Annotated in this window: 29 protein-coding genes; 22 read left to right on the top strand and 7 right to left on the bottom strand. The window is 52.4% G+C overall.

What is annotated here, in order from left to right; translation table 11 throughout:
• Positions 1-6: 6 nt before the first annotated feature.
• From QU660_RS04670 to QU660_RS04565, 21 genes are all read left to right on the top strand, one after another.
• Positions 7-2,097 carry a L,D-transpeptidase family protein gene (locus QU660_RS04670; RefSeq protein WP_304947154.1) on the top strand — a complete coding sequence of 697 codons (2,091 nt, stop codon included), beginning with the start codon at positions 7-9 and terminating at the stop codon, positions 2,095-2,097.
• Positions 2,097-2,666 carry a 16S rRNA (guanine(966)-N(2))-methyltransferase RsmD gene (rsmD, locus tag QU660_RS04665; protein ID WP_304947153.1) on the top strand — a complete coding sequence of 190 codons (570 nt, stop codon included), beginning with the start codon at positions 2,097-2,099 and terminating at the stop codon, positions 2,664-2,666. Before QU660_RS04670 ends, rsmD begins: the two co-directional genes overlap by 1 nt.
• The gene (coaD, locus tag QU660_RS04660) at positions 2,663-3,172 is read left to right on the top strand and encodes a pantetheine-phosphate adenylyltransferase (RefSeq protein ID WP_304947152.1); all 510 of its coding nucleotides are present in this window, start codon (positions 2,663-2,665) and stop codon (positions 3,170-3,172) included. Before rsmD ends, coaD begins: the two co-directional genes overlap by 4 nt.
• On the top strand, positions 3,169-3,738 hold the full coding sequence (locus QU660_RS04655; protein ID WP_304947151.1) for a vacuolar family H+-ATPase subunit H: 570 nt from the start codon (positions 3,169-3,171) through the stop codon (positions 3,736-3,738). The genes coaD and QU660_RS04655 overlap by 4 nt, the downstream gene beginning before the upstream one ends.
• Before the next feature lie 56 nt (positions 3,739-3,794).
• Positions 3,795-5,165 (top strand): RsmB/NOP family class I SAM-dependent RNA methyltransferase, encoded by a 1,371-nt coding sequence (locus QU660_RS04650; RefSeq protein ID WP_304947150.1) that lies wholly within the window; start codon positions 3,795-3,797, stop codon positions 5,163-5,165.
• The gene (locus QU660_RS09785; protein ID WP_330693245.1) at positions 5,162-6,559 is read left to right on the top strand and encodes a pseudouridine synthase; all 1,398 of its coding nucleotides are present in this window, start codon (positions 5,162-5,164) and stop codon (positions 6,557-6,559) included. The genes QU660_RS04650 and QU660_RS09785 overlap by 4 nt, the downstream gene beginning before the upstream one ends.
• Complete coding sequence (locus tag QU660_RS04635) at positions 6,556-7,134, top strand: hypothetical protein (RefSeq protein WP_304947149.1); 579 nt, start codon at positions 6,556-6,558, stop codon at positions 7,132-7,134. The genes QU660_RS09785 and QU660_RS04635 overlap by 4 nt, the downstream gene beginning before the upstream one ends.
• A 10-nt stretch (positions 7,135-7,144) precedes the next feature.
• Entirely contained in the window at positions 7,145-8,125 is a 981-nt protein-coding gene (locus QU660_RS04630) for an RluA family pseudouridine synthase (RefSeq protein WP_304947148.1), read from the top strand.
• Between the two features lies 1 nt (position 8,126).
• Entirely contained in the window at positions 8,127-8,681 is a 555-nt protein-coding gene (locus QU660_RS04625; protein WP_304947147.1) for a Holliday junction resolvase RecU, read from the top strand.
• Positions 8,681-10,549 carry a TIGR03960 family B12-binding radical SAM protein gene (locus tag QU660_RS04620; protein WP_304947146.1) on the top strand — a complete coding sequence of 623 codons (1,869 nt, stop codon included), beginning with the start codon at positions 8,681-8,683 and terminating at the stop codon, positions 10,547-10,549. Before QU660_RS04625 ends, QU660_RS04620 begins: the two co-directional genes overlap by 1 nt.
• Positions 10,533-11,291, top strand: a complete 759-nt coding sequence (locus QU660_RS04615; RefSeq protein WP_304947145.1) for a TIGR03936 family radical SAM-associated protein — start codon at positions 10,533-10,535, stop codon at positions 11,289-11,291. Before QU660_RS04620 ends, QU660_RS04615 begins: the two co-directional genes overlap by 17 nt.
• Positions 11,275-12,339 carry a ribonuclease E/G gene (locus tag QU660_RS04610; RefSeq protein ID WP_304947144.1) on the top strand — a complete coding sequence of 355 codons (1,065 nt, stop codon included), beginning with the start codon at positions 11,275-11,277 and terminating at the stop codon, positions 12,337-12,339. The genes QU660_RS04615 and QU660_RS04610 overlap by 17 nt, the downstream gene beginning before the upstream one ends.
• Before the next feature lie 110 nt (positions 12,340-12,449).
• Complete coding sequence (gene rplU, locus QU660_RS04605; protein ID WP_304947143.1) at positions 12,450-12,758, top strand: 50S ribosomal protein L21; 309 nt, start codon at positions 12,450-12,452, stop codon at positions 12,756-12,758.
• A gap of 3 nt (positions 12,759-12,761) precedes the next feature.
• Positions 12,762-13,091, top strand: coding sequence for a ribosomal-processing cysteine protease Prp (locus QU660_RS04600; protein ID WP_304947142.1), 330 nt, complete (start codon positions 12,762-12,764; stop codon positions 13,089-13,091).
• 5 nt (positions 13,092-13,096) lie between these two features.
• Positions 13,097-13,390, top strand: coding sequence for a 50S ribosomal protein L27 (rpmA, locus tag QU660_RS04595; RefSeq protein WP_304947224.1), 294 nt, complete (start codon positions 13,097-13,099; stop codon positions 13,388-13,390).
• 87 nt (positions 13,391-13,477) lie between these two features.
• On the top strand, positions 13,478-14,758 hold the full coding sequence (gene obgE, locus QU660_RS04590; protein WP_304947141.1) for a GTPase ObgE: 1,281 nt from the start codon (positions 13,478-13,480) through the stop codon (positions 14,756-14,758).
• 11 nt (positions 14,759-14,769) lie between these two features.
• Positions 14,770-15,069 carry a ribosome assembly RNA-binding protein YhbY gene (gene yhbY / locus QU660_RS04585; RefSeq protein ID WP_304947140.1) on the top strand — a complete coding sequence of 100 codons (300 nt, stop codon included), beginning with the start codon at positions 14,770-14,772 and terminating at the stop codon, positions 15,067-15,069.
• Positions 15,070-15,075: 6 nt separating this feature from the next.
• Entirely contained in the window at positions 15,076-15,705 is a 630-nt protein-coding gene (nadD, locus tag QU660_RS04580) for a nicotinate (nicotinamide) nucleotide adenylyltransferase (protein ID WP_304947139.1), read from the top strand.
• A complete protein-coding gene (gene yqeK, locus QU660_RS04575; RefSeq protein WP_304947138.1) occupies positions 15,702-16,292 on the top strand; it encodes a bis(5'-nucleosyl)-tetraphosphatase (symmetrical) YqeK in 591 nt (196 codons plus the stop codon). Before nadD ends, yqeK begins: the two co-directional genes overlap by 4 nt.
• The gene (gene rsfS / locus QU660_RS04570) at positions 16,279-16,641 is read left to right on the top strand and encodes a ribosome silencing factor (protein ID WP_304947137.1); all 363 of its coding nucleotides are present in this window, start codon (positions 16,279-16,281) and stop codon (positions 16,639-16,641) included. The genes yqeK and rsfS overlap by 14 nt, the downstream gene beginning before the upstream one ends.
• Before the next feature lie 47 nt (positions 16,642-16,688).
• Positions 16,689-18,047 (top strand): NCS2 family permease, encoded by a 1,359-nt coding sequence (locus QU660_RS04565; protein ID WP_304947136.1) that lies wholly within the window; start codon positions 16,689-16,691, stop codon positions 18,045-18,047.
• 950 nt (positions 18,048-18,997) lie between these two features.
• On the opposite strand, the gene lexA is transcribed toward QU660_RS04565, so the two are convergent.
• Entirely contained in the window at positions 18,998-19,612 is a 615-nt protein-coding gene (gene lexA / locus QU660_RS04560) for a transcriptional repressor LexA (protein ID WP_304947135.1), read from the bottom strand.
• Between the two features lie 168 nt (positions 19,613-19,780).
• Here lexA and QU660_RS04555 point away from each other — a divergent pair, with 168 nt between their 5' ends.
• Entirely contained in the window at positions 19,781-20,179 is a 399-nt protein-coding gene (locus QU660_RS04555) for a LysM peptidoglycan-binding domain-containing protein (protein ID WP_304947134.1), read from the top strand.
• A 29-nt stretch (positions 20,180-20,208) separates the two neighbouring features.
• Here the strand turns inward: QU660_RS04555 and QU660_RS04550 are convergent, their stop codons facing one another.
• From QU660_RS04550 to sepF, 6 genes are all read right to left on the bottom strand, one after another.
• A complete protein-coding gene (locus tag QU660_RS04550) occupies positions 20,209-21,303 on the bottom strand; it encodes a tyrosine-type recombinase/integrase (protein ID WP_304947133.1) in 1,095 nt (364 codons plus the stop codon).
• Positions 21,304-22,203: 900 nt separating this feature from the next.
• Positions 22,204-23,268, bottom strand: coding sequence for an NAD(P)H-dependent flavin oxidoreductase (locus QU660_RS04545; RefSeq protein ID WP_304947132.1), 1,065 nt, complete (start codon positions 23,266-23,268; stop codon positions 22,204-22,206).
• Positions 23,269-23,365: 97 nt separating this feature from the next.
• A complete protein-coding gene (locus QU660_RS04540; RefSeq protein ID WP_304947131.1) occupies positions 23,366-24,091 on the bottom strand; it encodes an RluA family pseudouridine synthase in 726 nt (241 codons plus the stop codon).
• Positions 24,092-24,102: 11 nt separating this feature from the next.
• Positions 24,103-24,618, bottom strand: coding sequence for a signal peptidase II (gene lspA, locus QU660_RS04535; RefSeq protein ID WP_304947130.1), 516 nt, complete (start codon positions 24,616-24,618; stop codon positions 24,103-24,105).
• A 17-nt stretch (positions 24,619-24,635) separates the two neighbouring features.
• Entirely contained in the window at positions 24,636-25,397 is a 762-nt protein-coding gene (locus QU660_RS04530; RefSeq protein ID WP_304947129.1) for a YlmH/Sll1252 family protein, read from the bottom strand.
• Positions 25,397-25,996, bottom strand: a complete 600-nt coding sequence (gene sepF, locus QU660_RS04525; protein ID WP_304947128.1) for a cell division protein SepF — start codon at positions 25,994-25,996, stop codon at positions 25,397-25,399. The genes QU660_RS04530 and sepF overlap by 1 nt, the downstream gene beginning before the upstream one ends.
• Positions 25,997-26,009: the final 13 nt, after the last annotated feature.

Raw genomic sequence — 26,009 nt, 5'->3', positions numbered from 1 at the left:
TAGCGAATGGATGAATTGTTGGGTAAGGCAGGAGAAGACCCACTGATTGAGGATTTGGATCTCGGGGACATGCCGGTCGCCGGAACGCGCATTACCGCGGACACGGAAGAACGTCAGCCTGAGACTTTGGATACGGTGCTTCCGGAAGATGACACCCCGATTCCGGTTGCCGTTCAGGAAGAAAGCGGTGAGGCTTTGCAGTGGGAGAGTTCCGACAGTGCTGCCGAGGCACTGTCTCATGCGGCACGCATAAAAGCGGACGGAACGGAACGGGAAGAGAGCGAAGCTGTTTGGAGCGGTCTGAAACCTGAGTCCGAGAAGGATAACTTCTATGTCAAACCGGATCAAAACGAGGCGGTGGAACGGACAACGGAGCACGTCCCGGAAGAACCGCCGTTACAAGAAACACCCGAGCCTATTTTGACGTTTGATGCGCCGCAGGAACCGCCGAAACGTCGTTCTTCCGCGGGAAAGAAAATATTGTTGACAGCAGCGGTTCTCCTTGCGGTAACCGCTGCTTCGTATACCATTTACGGACAAAAGTATCATCGTGTTTTTCTGCCCAATACGGTGATCAACGGTGTTGATGTGTCCGGTAAAAGTGCGGTCGATGCCGAGGCCGCAATGAACGCCGGTATTGCGGATTATAAGCTCACGATTCAGGCACGTGAGAATGAAGAAGCAAGCATCAGCGCAGCTGAGGTGAATCTCCACTATGATTTCGGGGATACGCTCAGTCATTTGATTGAGAATCAGAACATTTTTACCTGGGGGCCGCGCTACTTCTCGCGCCGCGAGGAAAGTCTGGATGCTATGGCGAAGCTTGACGACGAGCGCTTTGAGAGCGCTGTCAAGGCGCTGCCTTTCTTTCAGGCCGATACGTTTAAGAAACCGGTCAATGCTCATATCTCGGACTATCAGAGCGGGAAAGCTTACACTGTTGTGAAAGAGGAGGAAGGCACCGAGTTAAAAACGGAAGAGGCTACGGCAAAAATCAAAGAGGCTGTCTCAACCTTGCAGCCGAATCTCAATCTGGACAGCGAAAAACTGTATACCGAGCCGGAAGTCCGCTCGGACGACGAGGCCTTGGTCAAGTCCGCAGAGGCAATGAATCAGTATCTCAAAACCGACATCAGCTATTCCGGTGATTCGGGCATCGTTTTGAACGGAGAGCAGCTCCACAGCTGGATTTCGCCGGACGGCAAGGGAGGCGTCAAGCTGGACGACGCTAAGCTGAACGAGTTTATCAAAACGCTTGCCTCAAAGTACGACAGCTACAATAAGCCGAAGAGTCTCAAATCCAGCTGGGGTCCGACCGTCACGGTTAAGAGCGGCTCCTACGGCTGGAAGGTCAATCAGGACGCCGAGAAGAGCTGGCTTCGCGAGGCGATTGCCTCGGGTACCAAGACGCAGCGTACGCCGGAGTTTTCTCAAAAAGCCGCTTCTCTGAGCGGTGCCGATTACGGCTCTACCTATGTCGAGGTCAATTTGAGTGCGCAACACCTCTATTTCTATAAGGACGGAAAACAGCTGCTTTCATCCGACTTTGTATCCGGAAACGAATCGAAAGGAACCGTAACCCATACCGGCGCCTATGCGATCAGTTACAAGCAGCGCAACGCGACCCTCCGGGGCCAGGGCTATGCAGCACCGGTTAACTACTGGATGCCGTTCAACAACGGCGAAGGCTTCCATGATGCATCCTGGAGAAATACCTTCGGCGGTAATATTTACCAGTCTGCGGGTTCTCACGGCTGTGTGAATCTGCCGCCCGCGGTTGCAAAAACCCTGTTTGAAAACGTGAGTGCAGGCACTCCGGTTCTGGTGTATACCTTGCCCGGAACGGAGCCGAAGAAAACAGAACCGACACCGGCTGCCACTCCGACAGAGAGCAGTTCCGGCGCAGAGTCCCAGAGCGCACAGGACAGCAATGCTGCGGCGACAAGCGCGGCTGCCGCTAAGCCCAGCGAAACAAAGAAGGGCCCCGGACAGACGGAGAGCGGTTCTCCGAACCCGAGTATTTCGACCGGTGCGCCGCAGAACAAACCGGGTACCGGATCGGTACAGCCTGCCCCGGGTGAAGGAGGTTCAAATTAATGAGAGTCATTGCCGGAAGTGCAAGGAGACTCTTGCTCGCGACCCTGCCGGGTGAGGATACCCGGCCCACGACAGACCGCATCAAAGAGACACTCTTTAATATGCTGCAAGCGGAGGTTCCGGGCTCCCGTTTTCTGGATTTGTTCGGCGGCAGCGGCGGAATCGCCATAGAGGCCTTGTCCCGCGGGGCAAGTTCGGCGGTCATTGTCGAGAAGAATCCGAAGGCTGCCCGCATTATTCGCGAAAATCTGGAACATACACATCTGGCGGACAAAGCGGAGTTGCTCACGACCGATGCCTCTGCGGCGCTGACCCGCTTGGCGGGAACAAAATGCGAGCCCTTCGATTTGGTCTTTTTGGATCCGCCTTACGGAGCCGGGCTGGAGGAGAGAGCGTTGCAGCAGCTGCAAAACTCTCCCTTGATTCATGACGACACCCTCCTCATTGTTGAGGCCAAGATTGATACGGATCCGGGCAGTTTTGAAGCACTTGGCTATCATATTGTGAAAATTAAGGCATATAAGACCAATCAACATATCTTTCTCCAGAGAGGGAACGACGAGACATGACTATTGCGGTCTATCCGGGCAGCTTTGATCCGGTCACTAACGGACATCTTGACATCATTAAGCGCGCTTCCGAAATGTTTGATCACCTGATCATTGCGGTCCTGAACAACAAGGCAAAATCCCCGTTGTTCACGACTGAGGAACGTGTTACAATGCTATGCGAAATAACGGCGGATATTCCCAATATTGAGGTCGAGAGTTTTGACGGGCTGTCGATTAAATATTGCCATGAGAAGGGCGCCCAAGTGATGGTACGCGGTTTGCGTGCGGTTACGGATTTCGAATATGAGTTGCAGATCGCGCAGACGAACCGCGTCATTGCACCGGATATCGACACGGTTTTCCTGACCACAAATCTCAAGTATTCCTATTTGAGTTCCAGCATTGTCAAAGAAATCGCAGCCTACCACGGTGACATCAGTGCTTTTGTGGACAGCCGCGTAGCCGAGAAAATCATGGAGAAATACAGAAGTCGTCAGAATTATGAAAATGGAGCAGGGGCATGAGCAGAATAGAGCAAGTAATTGCCGAAATTGAGGATTACATTGAGGATTGCAGACCTACGGCTTTTTCTGCCTCGAAGATTGTCGTGCAGAAGGAGGAGTTGCAGGAAAAACTCTCCGAACTTCGTATGGCCATTCCGGAGGAACTGGACAAGAGTAAGCGCATTCTGAACAACCAGAATAACATTATTATGGACGCACAGGCGCGCTATAATACCATGGTCAATGAAGCATCGAAAAAGACCGAGCAATTGATCAATCAGTCGGAAATTGTACAGAAGGCAACCGCGACCGCAAATGAGATTCTTGCGAGCGCTCGCGCACAGGCACAGAGCATCGTGGATGCCGCACAGGCGGAAGCAAACGGTATTCGACTCAGCTCGATTCAGTACACGGATCAGCTGCTTCTGAATGTACAGAACATCATCGGAAATGCTTCCCGCGAGTCCGAGGCGAGAAATCAGGCATTGCAGGCAGCGTTCCGCCAGAGCTTTGATCAGATTGCGGCAAATCGTCAGCAACTTGCTGCGAGCAACGAGAGCGCGCAGGCAATCGAACAACAGCAGTAATCAGCGAAAAGAGTTTGCCTTCGTGCAAACTCTTTTTATACATAGGAGGAGCAAGTTTGCTTATCGATCGACTTCCCCGTCCCTTTCTGGATGAAATGCGCACACTGCTCGGCGAAAGCGAATACGAGCGTTATCTTGCCGCCATGGAAGAGACGCCGCTGTCGGGACTGCGCGTCAACAGCCTGAAAATCAGCAACGAGCGCTTGCTGGCGGCTTTCGGCAACTTAGATCCGGTTCTTTGGACAAGCAACGGTTTTTATTGTGAGACGGGCGGAGAGTACACCTCCCACCCGTATTATTATGCAGGTCTCTATTATATGCAGGAGCCTTCGGCTATGTCATCCGCTGCCTTACTCGGCGCAGAACCCGGAGAACATGTTCTGGATCTCTGTGCGGCCCCCGGCGGAAAAAGCACGCAAATTGCGGCAGACCTTCGGGGCGAGGGATTTTTGCTCTCCAACGATCTGAGCGCTTCCCGCGCACGTGCCCTCTTAAAGAACATAGAGCTTATGGGAATCGGGAACTGCTGTATCAGTTGCGAGGACTCCGAGCGGTTAAAGCGAGAATACCCGCTCTATTTTGACCGCATTTTGGTCGATGCTCCCTGCTCCGGAGAGGGCATGTTTCGGAAGCATCCTGCGGTCATTAAGGCCTGGCTGGAACACGGCAAGGACTTCTACTGTCCCGTACAAGCCAAGCTTTTGGACGATGCCTCGGAAATGTTGGTTCCGGGCGGAACTCTGCTCTATTCGACCTGTACCTATAATCTGAACGAAAATGAAAAGCAGATTCAGGCATTTCTGGATCGTCATCCCGATTTTGCGATCGATCCTATCCCCGCGAAAAACGGACTCAGCGCCTCCGCCTTTCTCCCCGGTACCGTGCGTCTGTTTCCGCAATGTGCACGCGCGGAAGGGCACTTTGTCGCACGTCTCAAAAAAGCGGGAGAACGAACGGAACACCGCAGACAGGGAGGCGTACAGCGCGGCAAACAAGAAGAACAGTTGCTTCGAAACCTGCAACCGGCGCTCGAGGAGTTCTTTGCACGCAGCCTTTGGAAGCCCGATTTTTCCCGCCTGAAGCTGCAGGGAGATTATGTCCTTGAAATCCCAAAAGGGGATGTACTCCGCCCTTCGCTCCGCTACTTAAGAACCGGTCTGCTGCTCGGCCAGGTCTCACACGGCAGATTTAAGCCTTCTCAGGCTTTGGCCATGTACCTTCGAGCGGAGGACTGGAAGGATAGCGTTTCCTTTCCGGCGGATGATCCTGCCGTGCGCCGCTACCTCCGCGGCGAAACCGTGGATGCAACGGAGAGCGGAAGCGGCTATCGCCTTTTCTGTGTCGACAGCTATCCGCTCGGTTTTGTGAAGCAAGACAAGCAGCGTTATAAAAATCTCTATTTGCCGGGTTGGAGGATGCAGCGATGAGTCTGATGCGAGCCGACAAACTTCTGGCTTCGGCAGGGATCGGAACCAGAAGTGAAGTCAAAAAAATCATTCGCGCCGGTCGTCTGAAGTGCGACGAGATTCCCGTAAAAAGCCCGGAAGAAAAGTTGGATCCCGAAACCATGAACCTGACGCTGGACGGCGCCCCCTTCGGCTTTTCCGACAAAGAATATTGGGTTCTCAATAAACCCGCGGGCGTGTTGAGCGCAACGGAAGACAAAAGACACGAAACCGTCATCTCCTACATGGGGCTACAGCGCAAGGGGCTTGCCCCCTGCGGCCGACTCGACATTGACACCGAGGGACTTTTGCTGATTACGGACGACGGTGCCCTGGTGCATAAGCTCCTCGCCCCCTCAAAGAAGGTGCCGAAGCAGTACGAAGTTCACTACAGCGGCGTATTGCCGCCGGATGCGGCGGCGCGCATTGCGAAGGGCTTGGAACTCTCGGACGGAACACGCTTTCTTCCCGGGCAACTGGACTCTGCCGGAAATCCGGCCCTACTTACCATCTTTGAGGGTAAGTTTCACGAAGTGAAGCGCATGTTTGCGGCGCTCGGCTGCCCGGTTGAAAAACTGCGCCGTCTTTCCATGGGGCCGCTCAGCCTCTCTGCGCTGAAACTGGCGCCCGGCGAATTCCGAAAGCTCAGCACCGAAGAGGAGCGCTGTCTTCTTGCGTATGCGGAACAAGACAGAGAATCCGCGCTCTTTTCCTTCACCGACTATGACGCCGTCATCTTCGATTTGGACGGAACTCTGGCAGATTCCATGGGACACTGGGCCGAAATTGACCGCATTTACTTGAAGCGCTACGGCATCGATGCGCCTGAAAATCTCTCCCTGATCCTCGGCGGGAGAGGCATAGGGGAAGTCGCAGATTATTTCAAAGAAGTATTCGGCATCCCGGACAGCAAAGAGAAGATGCTCAGGGATTGGGAAGAACTTTCCATTGAGCGCTATGCGAACGACACAGCTTTAAAACCGGGTGTTCTGCCGTTCTTAAAGGAATTGAAGCGCCGTCGGATTAAAATGGCGATTGCAACCAGCAATGCGCGGCCCATGGTGGACGCGGTCTTAGAGGCGCACGGCATTGACCGTTACTTCGATGTCATTGTCTCCGGCACGGAGGTCGAGAAAGGAAAACCGCACCCGGAGATTTATTTGACAGCCGCCGCAAAGAGCGGCGTGAATCCGGAACGCTGTGCGGTTTTTGAGGACTTACCCGAAGGCATACAGGCCGGTCTCAGTGCCGGTATGCGCGTCTATGCCGTAGAAGATGAATTCTCGGCCCCTTACCACGAAGAAAAGGCACAACTTGCTTTTGCGATGATCAAAGACTACAGAGAACTGTGGAAGACTAAGGAGGAAACAAGATGAAAATTGCGAAAAAAGGTACTTACGGATACCGACGCTGGCACCAGACCCGCCTCATGCTGAGTGCGGTTCTACTCGGCGGGCTTATGTATTATCTATTCACCCTGTCGCTTCGCGTCAGCAAGCTCCCGAGCACACTGCTCACCATAGGCATCATTCTTTCGGTGGTTCCGCTTTCCCTCTTTGTCGTTATGTCCTTTATCGCTTCGCGTGCAAAGACCCCCTCGGCTGAGCGCTATGCCTACGCGAAGCAGTTTGAAGATCGCGGAATTATGCTCTATGACTGCATCTTTATGACCGACAAAACCGGCTTTCCGGTGGACTTCATCCTGATTACAAACGGCAAGTGCTATGTTCAGAGTTGCGGCGATGCCAAGCAGCAGGCGGAATTAAAGAAATATCTCGATCATTATATGACCGTTGACCACATCGGCTTTCCGATTGTTCTCGGTTACGGAGATAAGGGCTTTTTTGATTCGATTGAGAACTTACCGCGCTTTAACATCGATGCACTTTCGAAGGAGCAGAAGGAAAAGGTATTAAAGTGCAGAAGAACCCTGCTCGGTCTTTCGTTCTGAGGAGGAGGTTTTGAAGGAATTTAAAATCGCAGACAATGCCGCGGGACAGCGCTTGGACCGCTTTCTCGGGAAAATACTTCCTGAGGCAGATACTGCTTTTTTACATCGCATGCTCCGAAAAAAGAACATCACCCGCAATGACAAAAAGGCGGAGGGCAGCGAACGACTTGCAGCGGGCGATGTGATACGCGTCTGGCTTTCGGACGAGACCTATCAAAAGTTCTCGGGTACAGCGAGGCGTGAACAGCGCTTTCCGCTGTGGGATGGGATTTGGGACTCCATCGTCTTTGAGAATGACTGCCTGCTTGCGCTCAATAAGCCTGTCGGCATGCTGACGCAGAAGGCAGCGCCGAGCGATGTTTCCGTCAATGAGTATATGCTCGGCTATCTCGCGGCAAAAGGAGAATATGTCCCGGAGCGCCCGGGTGAATTCAAACCGGGCGTTGTGAATCGCCTGGACCGAAACACCTCCGGTCTCGTGCTTGCCGCGAAGAGCCTTGCGGTCGCGCAAGCGCTCTCCGAACAGCTTCGGGAAAAACAGCTTCGAAAATTCTATCTTGCATGTGTCAACGGAGAAGTCAGAGAGGCTATGCGGCTCTCTGCTTTTCTCTATAAAGACAAGACCGGTAACCGCGTGTGCATCCGCGAGACCCGCCAAAGCGCGGAAGACCGTGAGATTCAGACAGCGTTCCGGCCGCTGGCGGTTCGCGATAATCTGAGTTTACTGGAAGTAGAGCTGCTGACCGGCCGCTCCCACCAGATTCGCGCGCAGCTTGCAGCCATAGGACACCCTATCATCGGAGATCCGAAATACGGCAATCGCGCGGAAAATTCACGTTTTATGCAGCGCTACGGATTAAAACATCAGCTTTTGCACGCATATCGGCTGCGCTTTCCGACGGAAACAGCCGCGCTTGCAACGCTGAGCGAAAAAACAATCTCGGCGGCACCTCCCAAACTGTTCTCGGAGCTCTTTCCGGAGGTGAATTAAAATGGGAACCTGGAACAGCCGAGGTCTCCGCGGATCCCTCCTCGAGGAGCTGATCAACCGCAGCAATGAGGCGTACCGCACAGCGGGACTTGCACTTGTGCAAAAGATACCGACCCCGATTACGCCGGTCGAAATGGGAAAGAACCGCCGCTGTATTACCCTGGCCTATTTTGAGAAACAGAGTACGGTAGACTATATCGGTGCGGTGCAGGGAATCCCGGTCTGTTTTGATGCAAAGGAGTGCGCGAGCGATACCTTTCCGCTCGCCAATCTGCATGCCCACCAGCTTGGCTTTATGCAGGACTTTGAGCGCCAGCTCGGCATCTCCTTCCTCCTCCTTGCATTCACGGCGAGAGAGGAGTATTACCTGCTCCCCTTTGAAGAACTGATACTCTATGCAAGGCGCATGGAGGGCGGCGGAAGAAAGAGTTTTACCTATGCGGAGATGAACAAAAGCTATCGAATCCGTGAAACGGCAGCGGTGCCGCTCCACTATTTGGAGGCTTTGGATTTGTATTTGCAAGTGCGGGAAGACCGCGAGAGGACTGAATCATAATGCAAAAACTTGCTTTGGATGAAGAAATATTAATGCAGGTGGAACAACCTGCGCGCTATATCGGCGGCGAAATCAACAGTGTCAAAAAGGACCCGGACCAAGTCAAAATTCGCTTTGCGATGTGCTTTCCCGATGTCTATGAAATCGGGATGAGTCACCTCGGTATCCAGATTTTATACAGCATGTTCAATCGCCGCGAGGACGTGTATTGTGAGCGTGTGTTCTCGCCCTGGACCGATTTGGACCGCATTCTTCGTGAGAAACAGATACCGCTCTTTACTCTCGAGAGTCAGCGACCGGTCAAGGAATGCGATTTTCTCGGCATCACCCTGCAATACGAGATGTGCTACACCAACATTCTGCAGGTGCTCGAACTTTCGCAGATTCCGCTCCGCGCAGCGGATCGCCGTGACGGGGATCCCATTGTGATCGGCGGCGGCCCCTGTACCTACAATCCGGAGCCGATTGCCCCCTTCTTTGATCTTTTCTACATGGGCGAGGGCGAGGTGGTCTACGACGAGCTTTTGGACCTCTATCGTGAACACAAGGAAGCGGGCGGAGACCGCGCTTCTTTTCTAAAAAAGGTTGCGTCTCTGCCGGGTATTTACGTGCCGGCGTTTTATGAGCCGGAATACCACGAAGACGGTACCTTGGCAGCCTTCAAGCCACTCTGTCCGGAGGCACCCGTTAAGGTGCGTCGCCTTGTCATGTCCGTCTTGGACCGCGCGGATTTTATCGACAATCCGCTGGTACCTTTTATCCGCGTAACGCAAGACAGATCCGTGCTCGAATTGATGCGCGGCTGTATTCGCGGTTGCCGCTTCTGCCAGGCCGGAAATGTGTACCGCCCGCAGCGCGAGCATTCGGTCGACTATCTGAAGCGCTATGCGGAGAAGCTCCTGAAAATCACCGGCAACGAAGAGATTTCCTTAAGTTCGCTGAGTTCCAGCGACTACTCCCACTTGCAGGAATTTTTGGAGTACTTGATTCAGTACACCAAGGAGCGAAAAATCAACATCTCACTTCCCTCCCTGCGCATCGATGCCTTTTCGCTCGATGTCATGGAGCGCATTCAGGATGTCAAAAAGAGTTCGCTCACCTTTGCGCCGGAGGCGGGAACCCAGCGTCTTCGCGATGTCATCAATAAGGGCATCACGGAAGAGGATATCATGCGTGGTGTTTCCTCCGCTTTCCACGGCGGCTGGACCAAGGTGAAGTTCTACTTTATGCTCGGACTCCCGACCGAGACCGAGGAGGACAGAAAGGGCATACCGGATCTCTGTGAAAAGGTCGCCGATCTCTTCTACGATGAGATTCCGAAGAGCGAGCGCGTGGGCAGAGTCCAGATTTCCGCGAGTTCCTCCTTCTTTGTGCCTAAGCCCTTCACCCCCTTCCAGTGGGCCCCCATGTGCACCGCGGAAGAATACAAACAGCGCGCGCACTTTGTGAAAGAGACCTTTAAGCAGGAGAAGAACTGGAAGAGTCTCCGCTATCAGTACCACGATGTCGGGACCACGCTGATGGAAGGTGTTTTCGCGCGCGGTGACAGACGCGTTGCGGACGTCATAGAACACGCATACCGGGACGGCGCCATGTATGACGCCTGGACCGAGTATTTTGACGAGGCGCGTTGGGCAAATGCATTCGAAGCCTGCGCGGTGGATCCCGACTTCTACACCCGGCGTGAGCGCAGCACGGATGAACTGTTGCCTTGGGACTTCATTGACTGCGGTGTCAGCAAGGAGTTTTTAAAGCGGGAGTGGAACAATGCCTTGCAGGAGAAGGTTACGCCGAATTGCCGCGAACACTGCTCCGGCTGCGGCGCAACATCATATCAGGGAGGAGTTTGTTTTGAAAACAAGAATTAAATTTTCAAAGGAGGGAAATCTCCGTTTTGTCGGCCACCTGGATATGATGCGCTATTTTCAGAAGGCAAACCGGCGCGCCGAACTCCCCGTCGCCTACTCCGAGGGCTTTCATCCCCATCAGATTATGAGTTTTGCGGCCCCTCTCGGCATGGGCCTTGAGGGCAAGGCCGAGTACTTCGATTTGCGCATTGCGGAAGACGGGGCAGCAAACCTTCACAGCGAAGAGGCTGTGGAGCGCTTAAATCGGGAGATGGCAGAGGGCGTTCAAATTCTCTCCTTCTTAAAGCTCCCGGACGACTCCCCGAACTGTATGTCCATTGTCCATGCCGCAGACTATGAGATTTTTTTCCGCGCAATCACAGCGGAGGAGGTCATTGCAGGACGGTTTTTAGACGGCACCGCTTACCGCGCACTCTCGGAAGCGGAGAGCGAAAGACTCCGTGTTGCCATAGAAGGCTTGCTCTCGCAGTCTGAAATCACGGTGGCAAAAACAGGCAAGAAGGGGAAGCTTCGTGAACTCGACATACGCCCCATGATTCACAGCCTTCGCTTGGAAGACAATCGCCTTCGCTGCACCGTAGCACAAGGCAGTGAGGCAAACTTAAAGCCGGAGCTTCTTCTTTCCGCGCTCTTTGCGCGCGAAGAAGGGCGCTCCTTTGCAAGCCTGCCGCGCCGTGTGGTTCGCACCGAACTCTACGACAGCGAGATGAGGAGTTTGGAAAGCTATGGAGAAGTCTTCTGACAAACTGGTGGTTTGCCGTTTTCGCGACGGCATCCTCAGCACTTGGTTTCAGGAGGGTCGCGCGGCGGAACTGCAATTTTCACGGGAGCATAAAACCGAGGTCGGCGCGATTTATCTGGCGCGAGTCGCCCATGTGCAAAAGAATATCAACGCTGCCTTCCTGGATCTCGGCAAGGAGGTAAATGCCTACTTAAATCTTGAGAAGGCAAATAAAGTTCGCCTTGCAAACGGAGAAAAGGCGGAGCGCATTACCGAGGGGACGGAGCTTCTGGTTGAAATCAAAAAGGATGCCCATGCGAATAAGGGCTATACGGCCGCTGCCGCGCGCTTTCGAAAAGACGATCTTGTACTGACCCGCGCTGCCTTCTTGCAGGCACCGCGCTGCCTAAAGCCCGCGCCCAAGGCTTGGGAGCAGCTGCTTGCGGCTTGTCTGCGAAGCGGAAATCCCGTGGAACTGGTCACAGATCTCCCCGAACTGTATGAGCAGCTCGGCGGCTCTGCGCCTGAGGAGATGCCGGAATATCGCAAAAAGTTACCGGAGCGTTTTCAGGGCGAGGAACAAAACACCAAGCAGCTAAACGAACAGCTTAAGCTTCGCTATTATGCGGATGCAAAGCTCAGTCTCCCCGTGGTATACGGACTCGAAACGCTTGTACAGTCCGCTCTGGCACGACGTGTCTGGCTGCCGAGCGGCGGCAATATTGTGATTGAACGCACCGAGGCCCTCACCGTAATCGATGTAAACAGCGGGAAAGATATACGCGGCAAGGATAAAGAAGCAACCCTCCGTCGCACCAATCAAGAGGCCGCGGAGGAGCTGATGCACCAGTTGCGACTTCGAAATCTATCCGGAATCATCTTGGTCGATTTTATCGACTTTGAAAAACAGGAAAATCTGGATGAACTTGTTGAGACCCTTGAGGCCCTCGCCGCAAGGGATTCGGTCGGAACTCGTTTTGTGGATATTACGGGCTTACATCTCGCGGAGCTGGTCAGACCGCGCCGCGGAAAAAGCTTACAAGAACAATTCTTTTCACCAAATTCTTGACAGGATAAACCCCTTCTTGTATTATATATGGGTATGCCGCACAACAAGGTCTAAGTTCTGTCAAAGGCAGACACCATCGTTGGCGAGTAATGATTGAAGGAGGTACCAGTATGTACGCGATTATTGCGACTGGCGGGAAGCAGTATAAGGTATCGGAAGGTGACATCATTAGGGTTGAAAAGCTTGGCGTTGAAGCAGGACAGAAGGTTACGTTTGATCAGGTTCTTGCTGTCAACAACGGCGAGCTGACTGTCGGTGCACCCACGGTGTCCGGCGCAAGCGTGAGCGCAACCGTGCTGAGAGAGGCAAAGGCGAAGAAGGTCATTGTCTACAAGTACAAGGCGAAGCTCGGCTATCACAAGAAGAACGGCCACAGACAGCTTTTCACGCAGGTGAAGATCGATAAGATCAATGCCTAAGGCATGATAGAAGTTGAAATTCTGCGCGACAAGAGCGGCAGGGCAGTGGGAATCCGCTCCCTCGGTCATGCGGACTATGCCGACAGTGGTTTTGATATCATCTGTGCGGCGGTCTCTGCGCTGGAGCTCAATTTTGCAAATTCTGTCGCTGAGTTGACAGATGCAAAGTTCGAGACGCACTTCGGCGAGGAGGAAGGAAGCTTTGACTTCGTGCTCTTGGGCAAACGTAACGAAAACGCCGAGCTTCTGCTAAAGTCGCTCCTTTTGGGATATGCGGCCATTCGGCAGGAATACGGCAGTGAATATTTATTGATCAAAGATCAGGAGGTGTAATGATGTTGTTCACGATGAACCTTCAGCTGCATGCTCATAAGAAAGGTGTCGGCTCGACCAAGAACGGTCGTGATTCCGAGTCCAAGCGCCTTGGCGCGAAGCGGGCAGACGGTCAGTTTGTTTTGGCCGGCAATATCCTTTACAGACAGAGAGGCACGCACATTCATCCGGGCGTCAATGTCGGCAGAGGCGGCGATGATACCCTGTTCGCAACGGCGGACGGTATTGTGAAATTCGAGAGATGGGGCAAGTACCGCAAGAAAGTTTCTGTCTACCCGAAGGCAGAGGCTGCTGAGTAAAACTGAACGAGAGCTGTAGTGTAAGACCGGGCTTCATACTGCTAAGTATGAAGCCCGTTTGTGTTTCAGCTGAATACAGGAGATAGGATGTTTACAGATAACGCCAAAATTTATATTCAATCCGGCAAGGGCGGCGACGGCCATGTCAGCTTTCGACGCGAACTCTTTGTTCCGGCAGGCGGTCCCGACGGCGGAGACGGCGGCAGAGGCGGCGATATTATCTTTGAAGTCTATGACGGTTTGAACACCCTGACAGACTTCCGCCATGTCCGAAAGTATGTTGCACAGAACGGAGAGCCCGGCGGCAAAAAGCGCTGCCACGGTGCGGACGGCAAAGATCTGGTCATTCGGGTCCCGGAGGGAACCGTGATTCGCGATGCAGAGAGCGGCAAGATTATCGCGGATATGTCCGGTGAGAACCGCAGAATGATTGTGCTTCGCGGCGGTAAGGGCGGGGTCGGCAATATGCACTTTGCAACCGCAACCATGCAGGCACCGAACTACGCGAAACCGGGTCAGGCAGGCAAGGGGCTCTTTGTGCGCTTAGAGCTCAAGGTCATTGCGGACGTTGGTCTGGTCGGGTTTCCGAATGTCGGAAAATCCACCCTGCTGAGCCGTGTCAGTAACGCAAAGCCCGAGATTGCCAACTATCATTTTACGACCCTGCGCCCGCATCTCGGCGTCGTTGACCTCGACGACGGCGAAGGCTTTGTGATGGCGGATCTTCCGGGGCTCATTGAAGGAGCTTCGGAGGGCGTGGGACTCGGCTACGATTTCCTTCGTCATGTGGAGCGCACCAAGGTTCTGGTCCATGTGGTGGATGCTGCCGCAACCGAAGGAAGGGATCCGGTCGAAGACGTGCGCCGCATACAACACGAGCTGGAAAAATACGATGCTTCACTGCTTGCGCGCCCGCAGATCATTGCGGCAAACAAGATTGACAGCATACAGATCGAAGAGGGCGAAGAAAATCCGATTGACCGCCTGCGCGCTGCTTTTCCGGAGATTCCACTCTACCCGATTTCCGGTGTCACCGGCGAGGGCATACGCGCGCTGACCTACGGTATTCTTGAAATCCTTCGCGGTATGAAGCGTGAAATCACCGTCTTTGAGCCGGAGATGGAAATCAGCTATGATTACGATCGCAATCTGCCCTATACGATAGAGCGGGACGGTGCGGTCTTTGTCGTGGAAGGCCCGCGCATCGAAAAGATGCTCGGCTATACCAATCTGGAGTCGGAGAAGGGCTTCAACTTCTTCCAGGGCTTCTTAAAGGACAGCGGCATACTGGAGGATCTCGAAAAGGCAGGTATTCAGGACGGCGATACCGTGCGCATGTACGGCCACGAGTTTGATTATTACAAATAACGGAGGAAACCTTGAACAGCAAACAGCGTTCGTTTTTGAAGGGAATTGCGATGACGACGGAGCCGATTTTCCAGATCGGAAAATCCGCCCTCACGCCCGAACTTACGACTGCGGTCGGAGAGGCACTGGAAAAGCGCGAGCTTGTCAAGATTTCGGTGTTGCAAAACTGCCTCGACGACCCGAAAGATATGGCAGCGCGGCTCGCAGACCGAACCCAGAGTGAGGTGGTGCAGGTAATCGGCAAGAAGATTGTCCTGTATCGCCAAGCGAAAGAAGAGAAGCACCGCAAGATTGTGCTGCCGCGCGGCTAAGCTGCCATGCGACAGATTGCAATTTTGGGCGGAACCTTCGATCCGATTCACAATGGCCATCTGAAACTGGCGGAAGAGGCCTGTGCCCACTTTCCGCTGGATGCCTGCTGGTTTATGCCTGCAGCTGCGCCGCCGCACAAGCAGGGGCGGAAACTCGCAAGCTATGCGCAGCGCTTTCATATGGCTGAACTCGCAACCGCAGCCTATGCGAAATTTGAGGTCTCTGATTTCGAAGCAAAGCGCAGCGGTCTTTCCTATACGAGCGATACCTTGGCTCTGCTGCGCAGCGAATATCCGGACAGCGAATTTTCTCTGATACTCGGGGCCGATTCCTTTTTTGAGTTCGGGAACTGGCACGCGCCGGCCGACATCTGTCGCGATGCCCGTCTTCTGGTTGCCGCGCGGGAGTATGCCCGCGAACACAGTAGCCTGAGTGAGCACGCACGTCACTTGGAAGAACGTTTCGGCGCGCGCGTCGCTCTGATTCCTGCCCCCCTCTTGGATATTTCCTCGATGCACATCCGGGAACTTCTCGCCGCCGGCAAAAAGTCCGCGGCACAATATCTACCCGCCGCCGTGTATCGCTACATTCAGGCAGAGGGGCTCTACGGTCCGGAGAAAGAAGGCAAGTTATGAACCGAAAAGATACGGCGGAACTGCGCAAAAAGCTTGAAAAGAATCTGAGCGCCGAGCGCTATCAGCATACACTGGGCGTTGCGTACACAGCCGCAGCCCTTGCGATGCGCCATCAAGCTTCGGTCGAAGATGCGGAACTCGCCGGGCTTTTGCATGACTGCGCCAAGGAATACGGGAAGAAGGAGTTGCTTGCCCTCGGCGAGAAGGCCGGCCATGTTTGGAGCGAAGAGGATATGGCTTCTCCGCAGCTCTGGCATGCAATTGTGGGGCCTTATGTCGCGGAACAGAAATACGGCGTGCATGCGCCGCAGGTACTCTCTGCCATACGCTGGCATACCACCGGCAAACGGGAACTCTCTCTGCTGGAAAAAATTGTATTTACGGCCGACTACATCGAACCGAATCGCGACAAGGCCGATCATCTCGCTGAAATTCGGTACCTGGCTTTTGAGGATTTGGATTTTTGTGTCTATCGCATCACAGAAGATACTTTGCGCTATCTCGCGGCGCGCAATGTCAGCGCGGACCGCAAGACAGTAGAATGCTATCAATGGCTGAAGGAGGTCAAACACTATGACGACAAATGAGCTGCTTGCATGCGCTGTCACCGCAATGGAAGACAAAAAAGGTACGGAGATTTCCGTGATTGACATCTCCAAGGTCTCGGTGGTTGCCGATTACTTTATGCTGGTCAGCGGAACCAATCAGAAGCAGACCCAGGCCATCGCGGACGAAATTGAAGAGAAGCTCGCGAAGCATGAGGTCTTTCCGCGCCAGAAGGAAGGCTACAACAGCGGAACCTGGATACTTCTCGACTATCAGGATGTGGTCATTCACATCTTCAACGGGGAGGACAGACGCTTCTACAACCTGGAGCGCATTTGGGCGGATGGTGTCAACGTCGATCCGAAGAGCTTCACGGCAGAAGAGAAGTGAGTATAGTTTACATTGTTTAATTCTGTAAACCAAATGGGGGATTGAATATGGAACAGTTTTTTCGTTTGAAAGAAAATCACAGCAATGCGCGCACGGAACTGATTGCCGGCATTACGACCTTTATGACCATGGCATACATCCTCGCCGTCAACCCGAACCTGCTCGGTAAAACCGGCATGGACGGCGGCGCTGTCTTTACGGCGACGGCCCTTGCCTCTGCCATCGGTTGCTTTGCGATGGCCTTGCTTGCAAACCTTCCGTTTGCGCTTTCGGCCGGCATGGGACTGAATGCTTACTTCACCTATTCGGTCTGCATGGGCATGGGCTACAGCTGGGAAGTTGCCCTGGCGGCGGTCTGTGTCGAGGGCCTAATCTTCATTCTGCTCTCGCTGACCAATGTACGTGAGGCCATTTTTAACGCGATTCCGGGGGAGTTAAAACTCGCGGTATCGGTCGGCATCGGTCTTTTTATTACTTTCATCGGTCTTCAGAACGCACATGTCGTTGTCGACGGCGCTACCTTGGTCACGCTGTTCTCCTTTAAGGAAGCAATTACCACGGGCACATTTGCTTCCGAGGGCATTACGGTCTTGCTTGCACTGATCGGAACACTGATCACCTCTCTGCTTGTCATCAAGAATGTGAAGGGCAACATCCTTCTCGGCATTCTGATCACCTGGGGCCTCGGCATACTCTGCCAGCTGACCGGCCTCTATGTGCCGAACCCGGAGGCCGGCTTCTACAGCTTAATTCCGGCTTCTCTGATTGCGATGCCGGCATCCCTGGCGCCGACCTTTATGAAGATGGACTTTAGCAATATGCTCTCCGTCAACTTCCTGGTCGTGGTTTTCTCCTTCCTCTTTGTCGATATCTTTGATACGCTCGGCACCTTGATTGGCTGCGCATCCAAGGCGGATATGCTCGACAAGGACGGCAAGCTTCCGCAGATTAAGGGCGCACTTCTCGCGGATGCCATCGGCACCACGGTCGGCGCGGTACTCGGTACTTCGACCATCACAACCTTTGTGGAGTCCTCCTCCGGCATTGCCGAGGGGGCACGCACCGGCCTGAGCTCGATCGTGGTCGGCGGCCTGTTCCTGCTCAGCCTTTTCTTCTCACCGGTCTTCCTTGCGATTCCTTCGTTTGCGACCGCACCGGCTCTGATTGTGGTTGGCTTCTTCATGATGCAGCAGGTCGCAAAGATTGACTGGAATAATATGCTGACCGCAATTCCGGCTTTTATCTGCATTTTTGCGATGCCCTTCGCTTACTCGATTTCCGAAGGTATTGCGTTCGGCATTATCAGCTACACGGTGCTTCACCTTGCCGGCGGTAAGGCCAAGAAAGTCACACCGCTCATGTATGTGCTGACCGTAATCTTTATTCTCAAGTATATTTTCCTGTGAGAAAACAGACATTCCGATATATGTCGAATTGAAAAGCAAGGTGGGAGACCACCTTGCTTTTTTTGCAGTCGTTACGATTCGCTCCTGTTCTTCCTTCAAATCCCGCGCAAATGAGCATAGCCTTTCAAGGAAGAACTGTAGTATGCTCTAAACGACTTTTCTCATATAATTCAAACTTACGGTAGAATGCTTCACAAGTTTTGTGGTATAACTTGAATACGAAAATTGAGCAAGAAATCCGTATTTATGGAGAGAAGTAATGCGTGACTGCGAATGGTGTGCTTATAAAGAAACTGATTGGTTGCTATATCAATCACCGCATTGGTCAGTCTTTTTGGCTGACAGACAGGATTATGTCGGCAGATGTATTCTGGTATTGAATCGGCATTGCGGCAGTCTTTCAGAATTGGATGTTCCTGAGTGGATGGAATTGAAAGGAATTATAGATCGAATGGAACGGATCTATAGAGAGGTATTAGGCGCCGAATTATGCAATTGGAGTTGTCTGCTGAATAACTCTTACAAAGAAACAGTACCAAACCCACATCTGCATATCCACGTGCGGCCGCGGTATAAAAAATCGGTTGTAATCAATAATCACGTATACATAGATACAGAATTTACCCATCACTATGCTTTGAAAAAAGATAGCATAGTGCTTGATGATGACAGAAAAGTATTGTATTCACTTATGAAGAAGCATTTTGTTTGATAGCTTCGGGTTTGTCGAACTGATATACTCGTGCGTCCTGCGGAGCTTCATATCTTCTCCGATTACTCCTGTTTGATATGCGAAGCAAGAAGGGCAGAAGAGCACTGAATACAATACAATGTCCCCAACGAAGGTCGCATAAATAATATAAGCTGCGACAAAGTGTAATCCCTTTGAACATACAGAAAAGCAGCCGTCTCAGCGAGTACGACTGCTTTTCTTCTGTGCACAGTAGAATTTAAAGACTGCGGTACAGTGCGATTACCTTACCGAGCACTGTGACATCTTTCACGATAATCGGATCCAGCGCATCGTTCTCCGGCTGAAGGCGATAGTGCCCGTTCTCCTTGTAAAAGCGCTTTACGGTCGCGCCGTCCTCAACAAGCGCAACCACAATCTCACCGTTTCGCGCCGTGGACTGCCGCGCAACAATAACCAAATCCCCGTCCAGAATTCCGATTTTGATCATGGAATTGCCCTGCACCTGCAGCATGAAGGTCTCCTGGTTCGGCAGGTTCTCGGCGGGAATGGGGAAGTAATCACTGATGTTCTGCTCAGCAAAGATCGGAACACCGGCGGCCACGCGCCCCAAAATCGGTACATTGACCACTTCACGGCGGGAGAGATTGAACTCCTCATCGACAATCTCAATGGTGCGGGGCTTTGCCGGGTCACGGCGAATATAGCCGGCTTCCTCCAATGCGCCGAGATGCGCATGAACCGAGGAGGTAGAACGGAGCTTAACCGCCGTGCAGATTTCCCGTACGGACGGCGGATAGCCTTTTTTCAAGATACACTCCTTGATATACGCAAGAATTTCCCTCTGTTTTTCCGATATGCTATCACGGCTCATAGGCTTTCCTCCGGATTTTTCATCTTTACAGCTAAAAGTTTACCACGCGGCTCCGCAAAAAGCAAACGATTGTTCGCGAAATTTTGTTCGATTCCCTCTTGCCGAACTGCCGTTCGTGTGCTAGGATACAAACAGATGTTCAAGAACAAAGTTTCGAAGGAGGAAGCCATGCGCCGGATCACTTACGGGAATCAGAAGCAGCAGTTTGAACAAAGACGGACTTACGGACGTATCGTCCGGAAGCAGAAGAACAAGACGCCGGGATTGCGCGGTCTTTTGCTCCTGATACTCTTTTTCCTTGCCTTTTTCGCGGGACGTGCATCGGTAGCGCGCGCCGGTGAAATTGCAAGCCACAGCGAAGCTTACCGCTATCGTTCCGTTAAAATCAGGATGGGAGATACACTTTCCGATTTCGCGACTCGCTATAATAAGGGGCTGTATCGCTCGGATGAGCTTTACTTGGAAGAGCTCTGCCGTGTCAACGGTATCGATGAGACGACACGCCTTTATCCCGGTTGCTTCCTGACTGTTTTGGAGCCTGTGGAAGAGAAACTTAAAAGTGAGTAAAACAATATACGGACAAGCACAAGAATTTGTTACTCCTGTGCCTGTCCGTATGTTTCGTTTTCGCGCAATCTTACCTTGTTGCGGGCGCTGCGCCTGTGATCTTCCTGAATGGCCGCATAATGCTTTTTGGTCGTGTTGACATCGCTGTGCCCCAATACATCCGCGACCAGATAGATATCACCGGTTTCCCGATACAGCGTTGTGCCGTAGGTACTCCGTAACTTATGCGGGGTGATATGCTTCAGAGGAGCTGCGATAAGCGCGTATTTCTTGACCAGCTTTTCAATACTTCGAACCGAAAGACGTTTTTGTTGGAGCGACAGAAAGAGTGCCTGTTCCTCAAAGTCCTCGGTTTGCAGCGCCATGCGTTCCTCCATATAGTTGAGCAGGGCTTCCTCTACTTCATCCCCAAAGTAGACGATTTGTTCTTTGCCGCCTTTACGGTGAACGCGCACGCCGTCATTCTTAAAATCGACATCCGAGAGATTCAGGCCGACACACTCCGAGACACGAATACCGGTTCCGAGTAAGAGGGTAATGAGTGCCAGGTCCCGAACTTTGGTTTTCTCATGGTAGCGCTGTTGACGTTCGCTGAGTTTTTCTCCGGATTCAATTTGGTCGAGCAGATCCGCAATTTCATCGACATCGAGGCGGATAATTTCCTTCTCATGTAATTTGGGGAGAAGCACTCGATCCGCCGGGTTGCTCTCAATCATTTCTTTTTGGTAGAGATACTTGTAGAAGCTGCGCAGAGAGGAGAGTTTTCGCTTGATCCCGGTCACTTGGTTCAACATACCGTCCCCTTGCTCGGTGGGACGATATTTCAAATACTCCATGTATTCCTCCAAATCGGTAGAATGCAGTTTTTCCAGGAGAGAGAGCGGAATTTCCTTGGCACTGCCGTAACGCGCCGCAATCGGATTTTCCCGCATCAGATATTGAAAGAATACGCGCAAATCATAGGCATAAGCAATTCGCGTTCTGGATTGTGTTCTTGGTTCAATGCCGCGGAGATAGGTTCTGCAGTAGTCGGGGAGATCCGCGAGCAATTCGCGTAGATGTAAGATGTTCGCACGGTCCAGTTCCGCAAAATAGTTGTTGGTTTGTGTTAAATTTTTCGCCATGATAAGCCTCCGCATGAAAGTTACGGTTCATAAGCAATTCGAATTCAGAGGGTTCAAGATAACCTGTTTGCCATAGTATATCATCAAACTATTCGTTAAACAAGCATTTCGCGAATAGTTATATGTCGGTACACACTGCTCTCTGTATGGCACGTGCCGGACTTTTAAGCACACTTCCGTACATTCAAATGAAATTCAAATGAAATTCAAATGAAATGCAATGAATCACTTCATTGAACGCACATGGCATTTCATTTGCTACTCCCGCTTTACGCTACGCAGCAAGGTCTGCGATTGCTCTGAAACGGATGTAATCCGAATATCTCTGACACAGATATAATCCGAATATCGTCCATTCGTATGATGTAGTTCCGTCTGCGTAATTCCCGTAACACAAAGCGCTTTATCGATGATCGCATGCAAATACCCACATCCTGATTTCGCAGCAAACGCTGTGACGGCTTTTGGGGAATTTATATCCTTAACGTCTGTTTTTTAGATGTAACTGTTTTACTTCCATTTAAATCTACTGTTCCGGCATAACACTTCCGGATACCGTTTGCATGCGTTACAAGAAATGCGCGGCAAAATCGAATGTAAAAGAAAGGAGAGTAAAGCATGAGTCGCTGCTCTATATTTAATCTGTAAAGCCTCACGCAATTCTTTTAGGTTGACATAATCTATTTATGTAATTTATCGTCCCTTCCGAAGCAATTTGCTTCGCACTGTTGCCTGTGACTTTAATCGAAGCGAAGGGCTTACCCACGTCTCATACCGAGCCCTTGCTCCGAGGTATTGCTTTGGAGCAGGGCGTGACGTCCTTACGACAAAAAAGCACCCGTGACTCTCAATCTGTTTCCGAGAGCACGGATGCGACACAAAATTAACGACAAACGAAAATCAATATCCAAGTTCTTTGATCAAAGCCGGGACTGTGGTCATCTGCTTCATCTTCCCCACATTCTCGCCCGTAAAGAAAAGACCTGCTTCCAGATTTCCCTTGACGGCTTCAATCAGCGCATTTGTAATACAGAACGGAACCTGCGCGGGATTGCACTTCTTTATACAGCGCGAGCAATGACTCGGCGGAATGCGCCCGGCATCCACAAGTCGCTTCAGCAAAGGCGTGTGCACGGCTCTTCCGGGCATACCGACCGGACTGTGAATGATAGAGACATCTTCGCGATTTGCGCCGAGCAGCACGTCCTTATAGGCCTGCGAGGCATCGCATTCCTCGGTCGCGATAAAACGAGTTGCCATCTGTACCCCGGCCGCGCCCTGTTCGGTAAGGCTTTGAATGTCGTTCTGATCCCATACGCCGCCGGCACAGAATACTGGAATGTTTCTCTTGGCGGCATCCACAAACGGACGGATATTCTCCAGTACATCCTTCAGCAGGCTTGCGAGAGAGGGCGTTTCACCCGAGAGCAAATCCTCCTCCTTAAATCCGAGATGACCACCGGCTTTAGAACCTTCCAATACAATGAAGTCCGGAAAGCGATGATATTTGTTCATCCAAGACTGTAAGATCAACTTAGCGGCACGTCCGCCGGAAACGATGGGCGCAATGAGTGCACTTCCCTCGGGTACCAATTCCGGCAGTTGCAGGGGCAAACCCGCTCCGGAAATAACTGCATCGATCCCGGCAGAAACAGCGGTTTTGACGGCATCCGCAAACTGCTGGGTAGCGACCATGGCATTGATTGCAAGCAGACCCTTGCCTCCCGAAATATCGCGTGCGTCGGAGATTTCCTTCCGCAATGCGCGCAGATTGGCCTCCTCCGGATTCTTGTAAAAGTCAGGTTCGCGGTAACCGCAATCCGCCGTACTGATGCAGCCCATAGCCCCGCAAGCGGCAACACTGCCCGCAAGTCGTTCCAGAGATACACCGACTCCCATGCCTCCCTGAATCAACGGAACTTCCAATTCCCTTTGATGAACCGATAAGTGTAATTCTTCCGACATTTATGCCCTCCTAAAATAGGAACGAAAGGTTGAGAATGAAATTGTCTTTATCGTAAGTCATTTTATTGCCTAGGTCAACTGGTATTTAAAACTATATTCATGCGCACAGCGCAAGTATCTGGTGCGTCCTTCCGGTCTCCAAGCTGCAGCTTAGATAGCTCGCGGCGGAAAAACGCTCCAGCACCCGAAAGTGCGTGACGGCATGCTTTCCGCCCGGTAATCCGCTTTTCATCTTCTTTCGATTTTCCGGATCGCGCCCCAGGGGCGCATCCACCGTGCCCTCATCTTCTCGAATGACACCTTGGGCAAGCGCCAAATACCGTCGGGTGATGCTGTGCTCTTTCAGCTGTGCCGCAATGCACTGATGCGCCCTGTCGTTCTTGCACGCAATGATGACGCCGGTCGTGTCCTTATCAATGCGGTGTACAATGCCGGGACGCAGAATGCCGTTTATGCCGGACAGGCTGTCCCTGCAGTGATATAACAGCGCATTGACCAGAGTTCCGCTCGCATGGCCCGCGGCCGGATGGACTACCATGCCCTTCGGCTTGTTCACCAGAATGACATCGCTGTCTTCATATAAGATATCCAGCGGGATATCCTCCGGCAGAACTTCCAACACCTCAGGTTCCGGGAGTTCTACCGCAAGTAGCTCACCGGCGGTCACCGCATAAGCAGGTTTTCGAGGCTTCTCGTTTACCGAGACCGCCCCCTCTTTGATCAGCTTCTGTGCATGTGCACGCGTGAGCTCGGGAAAGAGCAAGCTGACAACCAGATCCAATCGTTTTCCGCTCAGTTCTTCCTGTATGATAAGCTGCTCCAAGCGGACCTCCTTTATCGCAAGAACGTGAATTCTTCTTCCTTATAATAAAAGCAAAACAGCAGAACAAAGGCAAAGGCAGATCCCGTCACAAAGATATCCGCGACATTAAACACCGGAAACGATATCGGGATAAAAGACAAAAAATCAACCACGGAACCGCGCGTGAGTCTATCCCATAAATTGCCGAGCGCCCCGCCGGTCAGAAAGGCAAGGTTCGCAACCAATAGCAGATACCTGCGCTCTGCGGGAAGGCGATGGAGTACATACAGTATCAGCAGCAGAATAACCCCTGTAATCGCAAAGAAAAAGAGCATCTGTCCCTGTAAGACACCGAAGGCTGCACCTCGATTTTCGATGCGAAGAAACTCGAGAAAGCCCGGGAGAAAAGGCCTCACCTCTCCGAGCGGCAGATGTCGCAATGCGAGAAACTTACTCCCCTGATCCAAACAGACACAGAGGGCTGCGATTGCAACATAGAGCACTCTCATTCCGATTTTGGAAGCGGTATTTCTTTTCAACTCTGCCATAAAGCCATCCTTCCGAATTAAATATAGTACGCTATGTCGACATACAGGCGCCCGCTCTTCGTAACGCGCGCTTCGGTACCGCACAGCTTAAACTTTCCTTTACCGCGCAGACTCACAAAATCTTCCGCTTTCAGTTCTGCGGAAGGGTTTTCCAGTTCGATTCCGTTCCGAAAGACCTCTCCTCTCGCAAAGGACTCTTTTGCCTGTGTCCTCGATAAGCGCCAGACCGCGGCGATTAGAACATCCGCACGCAGCGAGGCAGCATTGATACTGCGTATTTCCGTGCGTCGCACCGCCGAAAGCTCATCTCGGGCAATTTCGCTGACCCGAACCTTTGTGTGCTTAACTTCCGTCAGCTCACGAAGCAAGACCTCTCGTACGGTGGAGAGTGCCGCCAACTGCGCGCAATTCTCCGTTACGGCAAGGTCTCCGAGCATTTCTCGTTTGATGCCGAGCCCCATCAGTGCACCGAGAAAATCACGATGCGAAAGCGCTTCCGCAAACTTTGCCGCACGGGGCTCAATCCGAAAACAGCCGATCTCTTCCTCCGGCGCTTCCTCTAAATAGGAGGGCAAAAAAAAGAGCAGCTTTCGCTCCGCATCACAAAAAACGCCGTCGGATATCACACGGACTCCGTCGACGTTCAATATAAACTGTTCTGCAAGTCGCTGCTCTTCCACGGTCAAAAAGTGGGTGTGCGTCGCAATGTTTCTGTCCTCACACTGTCTTGCGAGATCCGACAGGCGATTTCGAAACAGCTGTAACTCTCTGTCAGTCATCAGACAGAGCGAGCCTGCATCAGGGGATCTGCCTGACTCTCTCCCGAAGTGAGTGCACCGGAGAGGGTGATATTACGCGGAGCGATAATGAAAATGGATTCGGAAACCTGGCCCATCTTACCGTCCACGCCGGCACAAAGTCCCATCGCATAGGTATAAAAGTTCATGCGGGTTGTTGCATCGCAGCTCTCTAAGTTCAGGATGATAACACGACCCTGATCCCGAAGATTGCTGACGGCCTCAAACATCTCTTTGTCTTCAAACGAGCGAGGCTGCATCATTGCGATGTTATCACAACCGCCGCGCGATACAAGCGAAACTTTGGAACTACGGCCTGCAGCCGCGGAGGAATGCTTCTGCGTCGAAGTATTCTTTCTGCTCTGATAAGCGGAGACACGATCTACACCGCCGAAGGGATTGCTGCCACCCATCCCGTCATCTTCCTCGTCCTCGATATAATCCTGGCCGTATTCGTCGTCCCCGATGAATTCATCGTCTTCGCCGTAGGTTCCGTAAATCTCCTCATCCGGATCCATGCCGTCATCGCCGCCGCCAAAACTTCCGCCGAACTTCTCTCTGATTGTTTTCAACAAACCCATCTCAGAACCTCCC

This window comes from Stomatobaculum sp. F0698, assembly GCF_030644385.1.
In the GTDB taxonomy this organism is placed as follows: Bacteria; Bacillota; Clostridia; order Lachnospirales; family Lachnospiraceae; genus Moryella.
Note: the sequence above shows the minus strand (reverse complement) of the source record. Positions and strands in the feature narration are given on the sequence as shown.

Excerpts from the sequence above, each read along its gene's own strand:
- QU660_RS04670 (WP_304947154.1), top strand. The coding sequence starts at position 7 with ATGGATGAATTGTTGGGTAAGGCAGGAGAAGACCCACTGATTGAGGAT.
- rsmD (WP_304947153.1), top strand. The coding sequence starts at position 2,097 with ATGAGAGTCATTGCCGGAAGTGCAAGGAGACTCTTGCTCGCGACCCTG.
- coaD (WP_304947152.1), top strand. The coding sequence starts at position 2,663 with ATGACTATTGCGGTCTATCCGGGCAGCTTTGATCCGGTCACTAACGGA.
- QU660_RS04655 (WP_304947151.1), top strand. The coding sequence starts at position 3,169 with ATGAGCAGAATAGAGCAAGTAATTGCCGAAATTGAGGATTACATTGAG.
- QU660_RS09785 (WP_330693245.1), top strand. The coding sequence starts at position 5,162 with ATGAGTCTGATGCGAGCCGACAAACTTCTGGCTTCGGCAGGGATCGGA.
- QU660_RS04635 (WP_304947149.1), top strand. The coding sequence starts at position 6,556 with ATGAAAATTGCGAAAAAAGGTACTTACGGATACCGACGCTGGCACCAG.
- QU660_RS04625 (WP_304947147.1), top strand. The coding sequence starts at position 8,127 with ATGGGAACCTGGAACAGCCGAGGTCTCCGCGGATCCCTCCTCGAGGAG.
- QU660_RS04620 (WP_304947146.1), top strand. The coding sequence starts at position 8,681 with ATGCAAAAACTTGCTTTGGATGAAGAAATATTAATGCAGGTGGAACAA.
- QU660_RS04610 (WP_304947144.1), top strand. The coding sequence starts at position 11,275 with ATGGAGAAGTCTTCTGACAAACTGGTGGTTTGCCGTTTTCGCGACGGC.
- rplU (WP_304947143.1), top strand. The coding sequence starts at position 12,450 with ATGTACGCGATTATTGCGACTGGCGGGAAGCAGTATAAGGTATCGGAA.
- QU660_RS04600 (WP_304947142.1), top strand. The coding sequence starts at position 12,762 with ATGATAGAAGTTGAAATTCTGCGCGACAAGAGCGGCAGGGCAGTGGGA.
- obgE (WP_304947141.1), top strand. The coding sequence starts at position 13,478 with ATGTTTACAGATAACGCCAAAATTTATATTCAATCCGGCAAGGGCGGC.
- nadD (WP_304947139.1), top strand. The coding sequence starts at position 15,076 with ATGCGACAGATTGCAATTTTGGGCGGAACCTTCGATCCGATTCACAAT.
- yqeK (WP_304947138.1), top strand. The coding sequence starts at position 15,702 with ATGAACCGAAAAGATACGGCGGAACTGCGCAAAAAGCTTGAAAAGAAT.
- rsfS (WP_304947137.1), top strand. The coding sequence starts at position 16,279 with ATGACGACAAATGAGCTGCTTGCATGCGCTGTCACCGCAATGGAAGAC.
- QU660_RS04565 (WP_304947136.1), top strand. The coding sequence starts at position 16,689 with ATGGAACAGTTTTTTCGTTTGAAAGAAAATCACAGCAATGCGCGCACG.
- lexA (WP_304947135.1), bottom strand. The coding sequence starts at position 19,612 with ATGAGCCGTGATAGCATATCGGAAAAACAGAGGGAAATTCTTGCGTAT.
- QU660_RS04555 (WP_304947134.1), top strand. The coding sequence starts at position 19,781 with ATGCGCCGGATCACTTACGGGAATCAGAAGCAGCAGTTTGAACAAAGA.
- QU660_RS04550 (WP_304947133.1), bottom strand. The coding sequence starts at position 21,303 with ATGGCGAAAAATTTAACACAAACCAACAACTATTTTGCGGAACTGGAC.
- QU660_RS04545 (WP_304947132.1), bottom strand. The coding sequence starts at position 23,268 with ATGTCGGAAGAATTACACTTATCGGTTCATCAAAGGGAATTGGAAGTT.
- lspA (WP_304947130.1), bottom strand. The coding sequence starts at position 24,618 with ATGGCAGAGTTGAAAAGAAATACCGCTTCCAAAATCGGAATGAGAGTG.
- QU660_RS04530 (WP_304947129.1), bottom strand. The coding sequence starts at position 25,397 with ATGACTGACAGAGAGTTACAGCTGTTTCGAAATCGCCTGTCGGATCTC.
- sepF (WP_304947128.1), bottom strand. The coding sequence starts at position 25,996 with ATGGGTTTGTTGAAAACAATCAGAGAGAAGTTCGGCGGAAGTTTTGGC.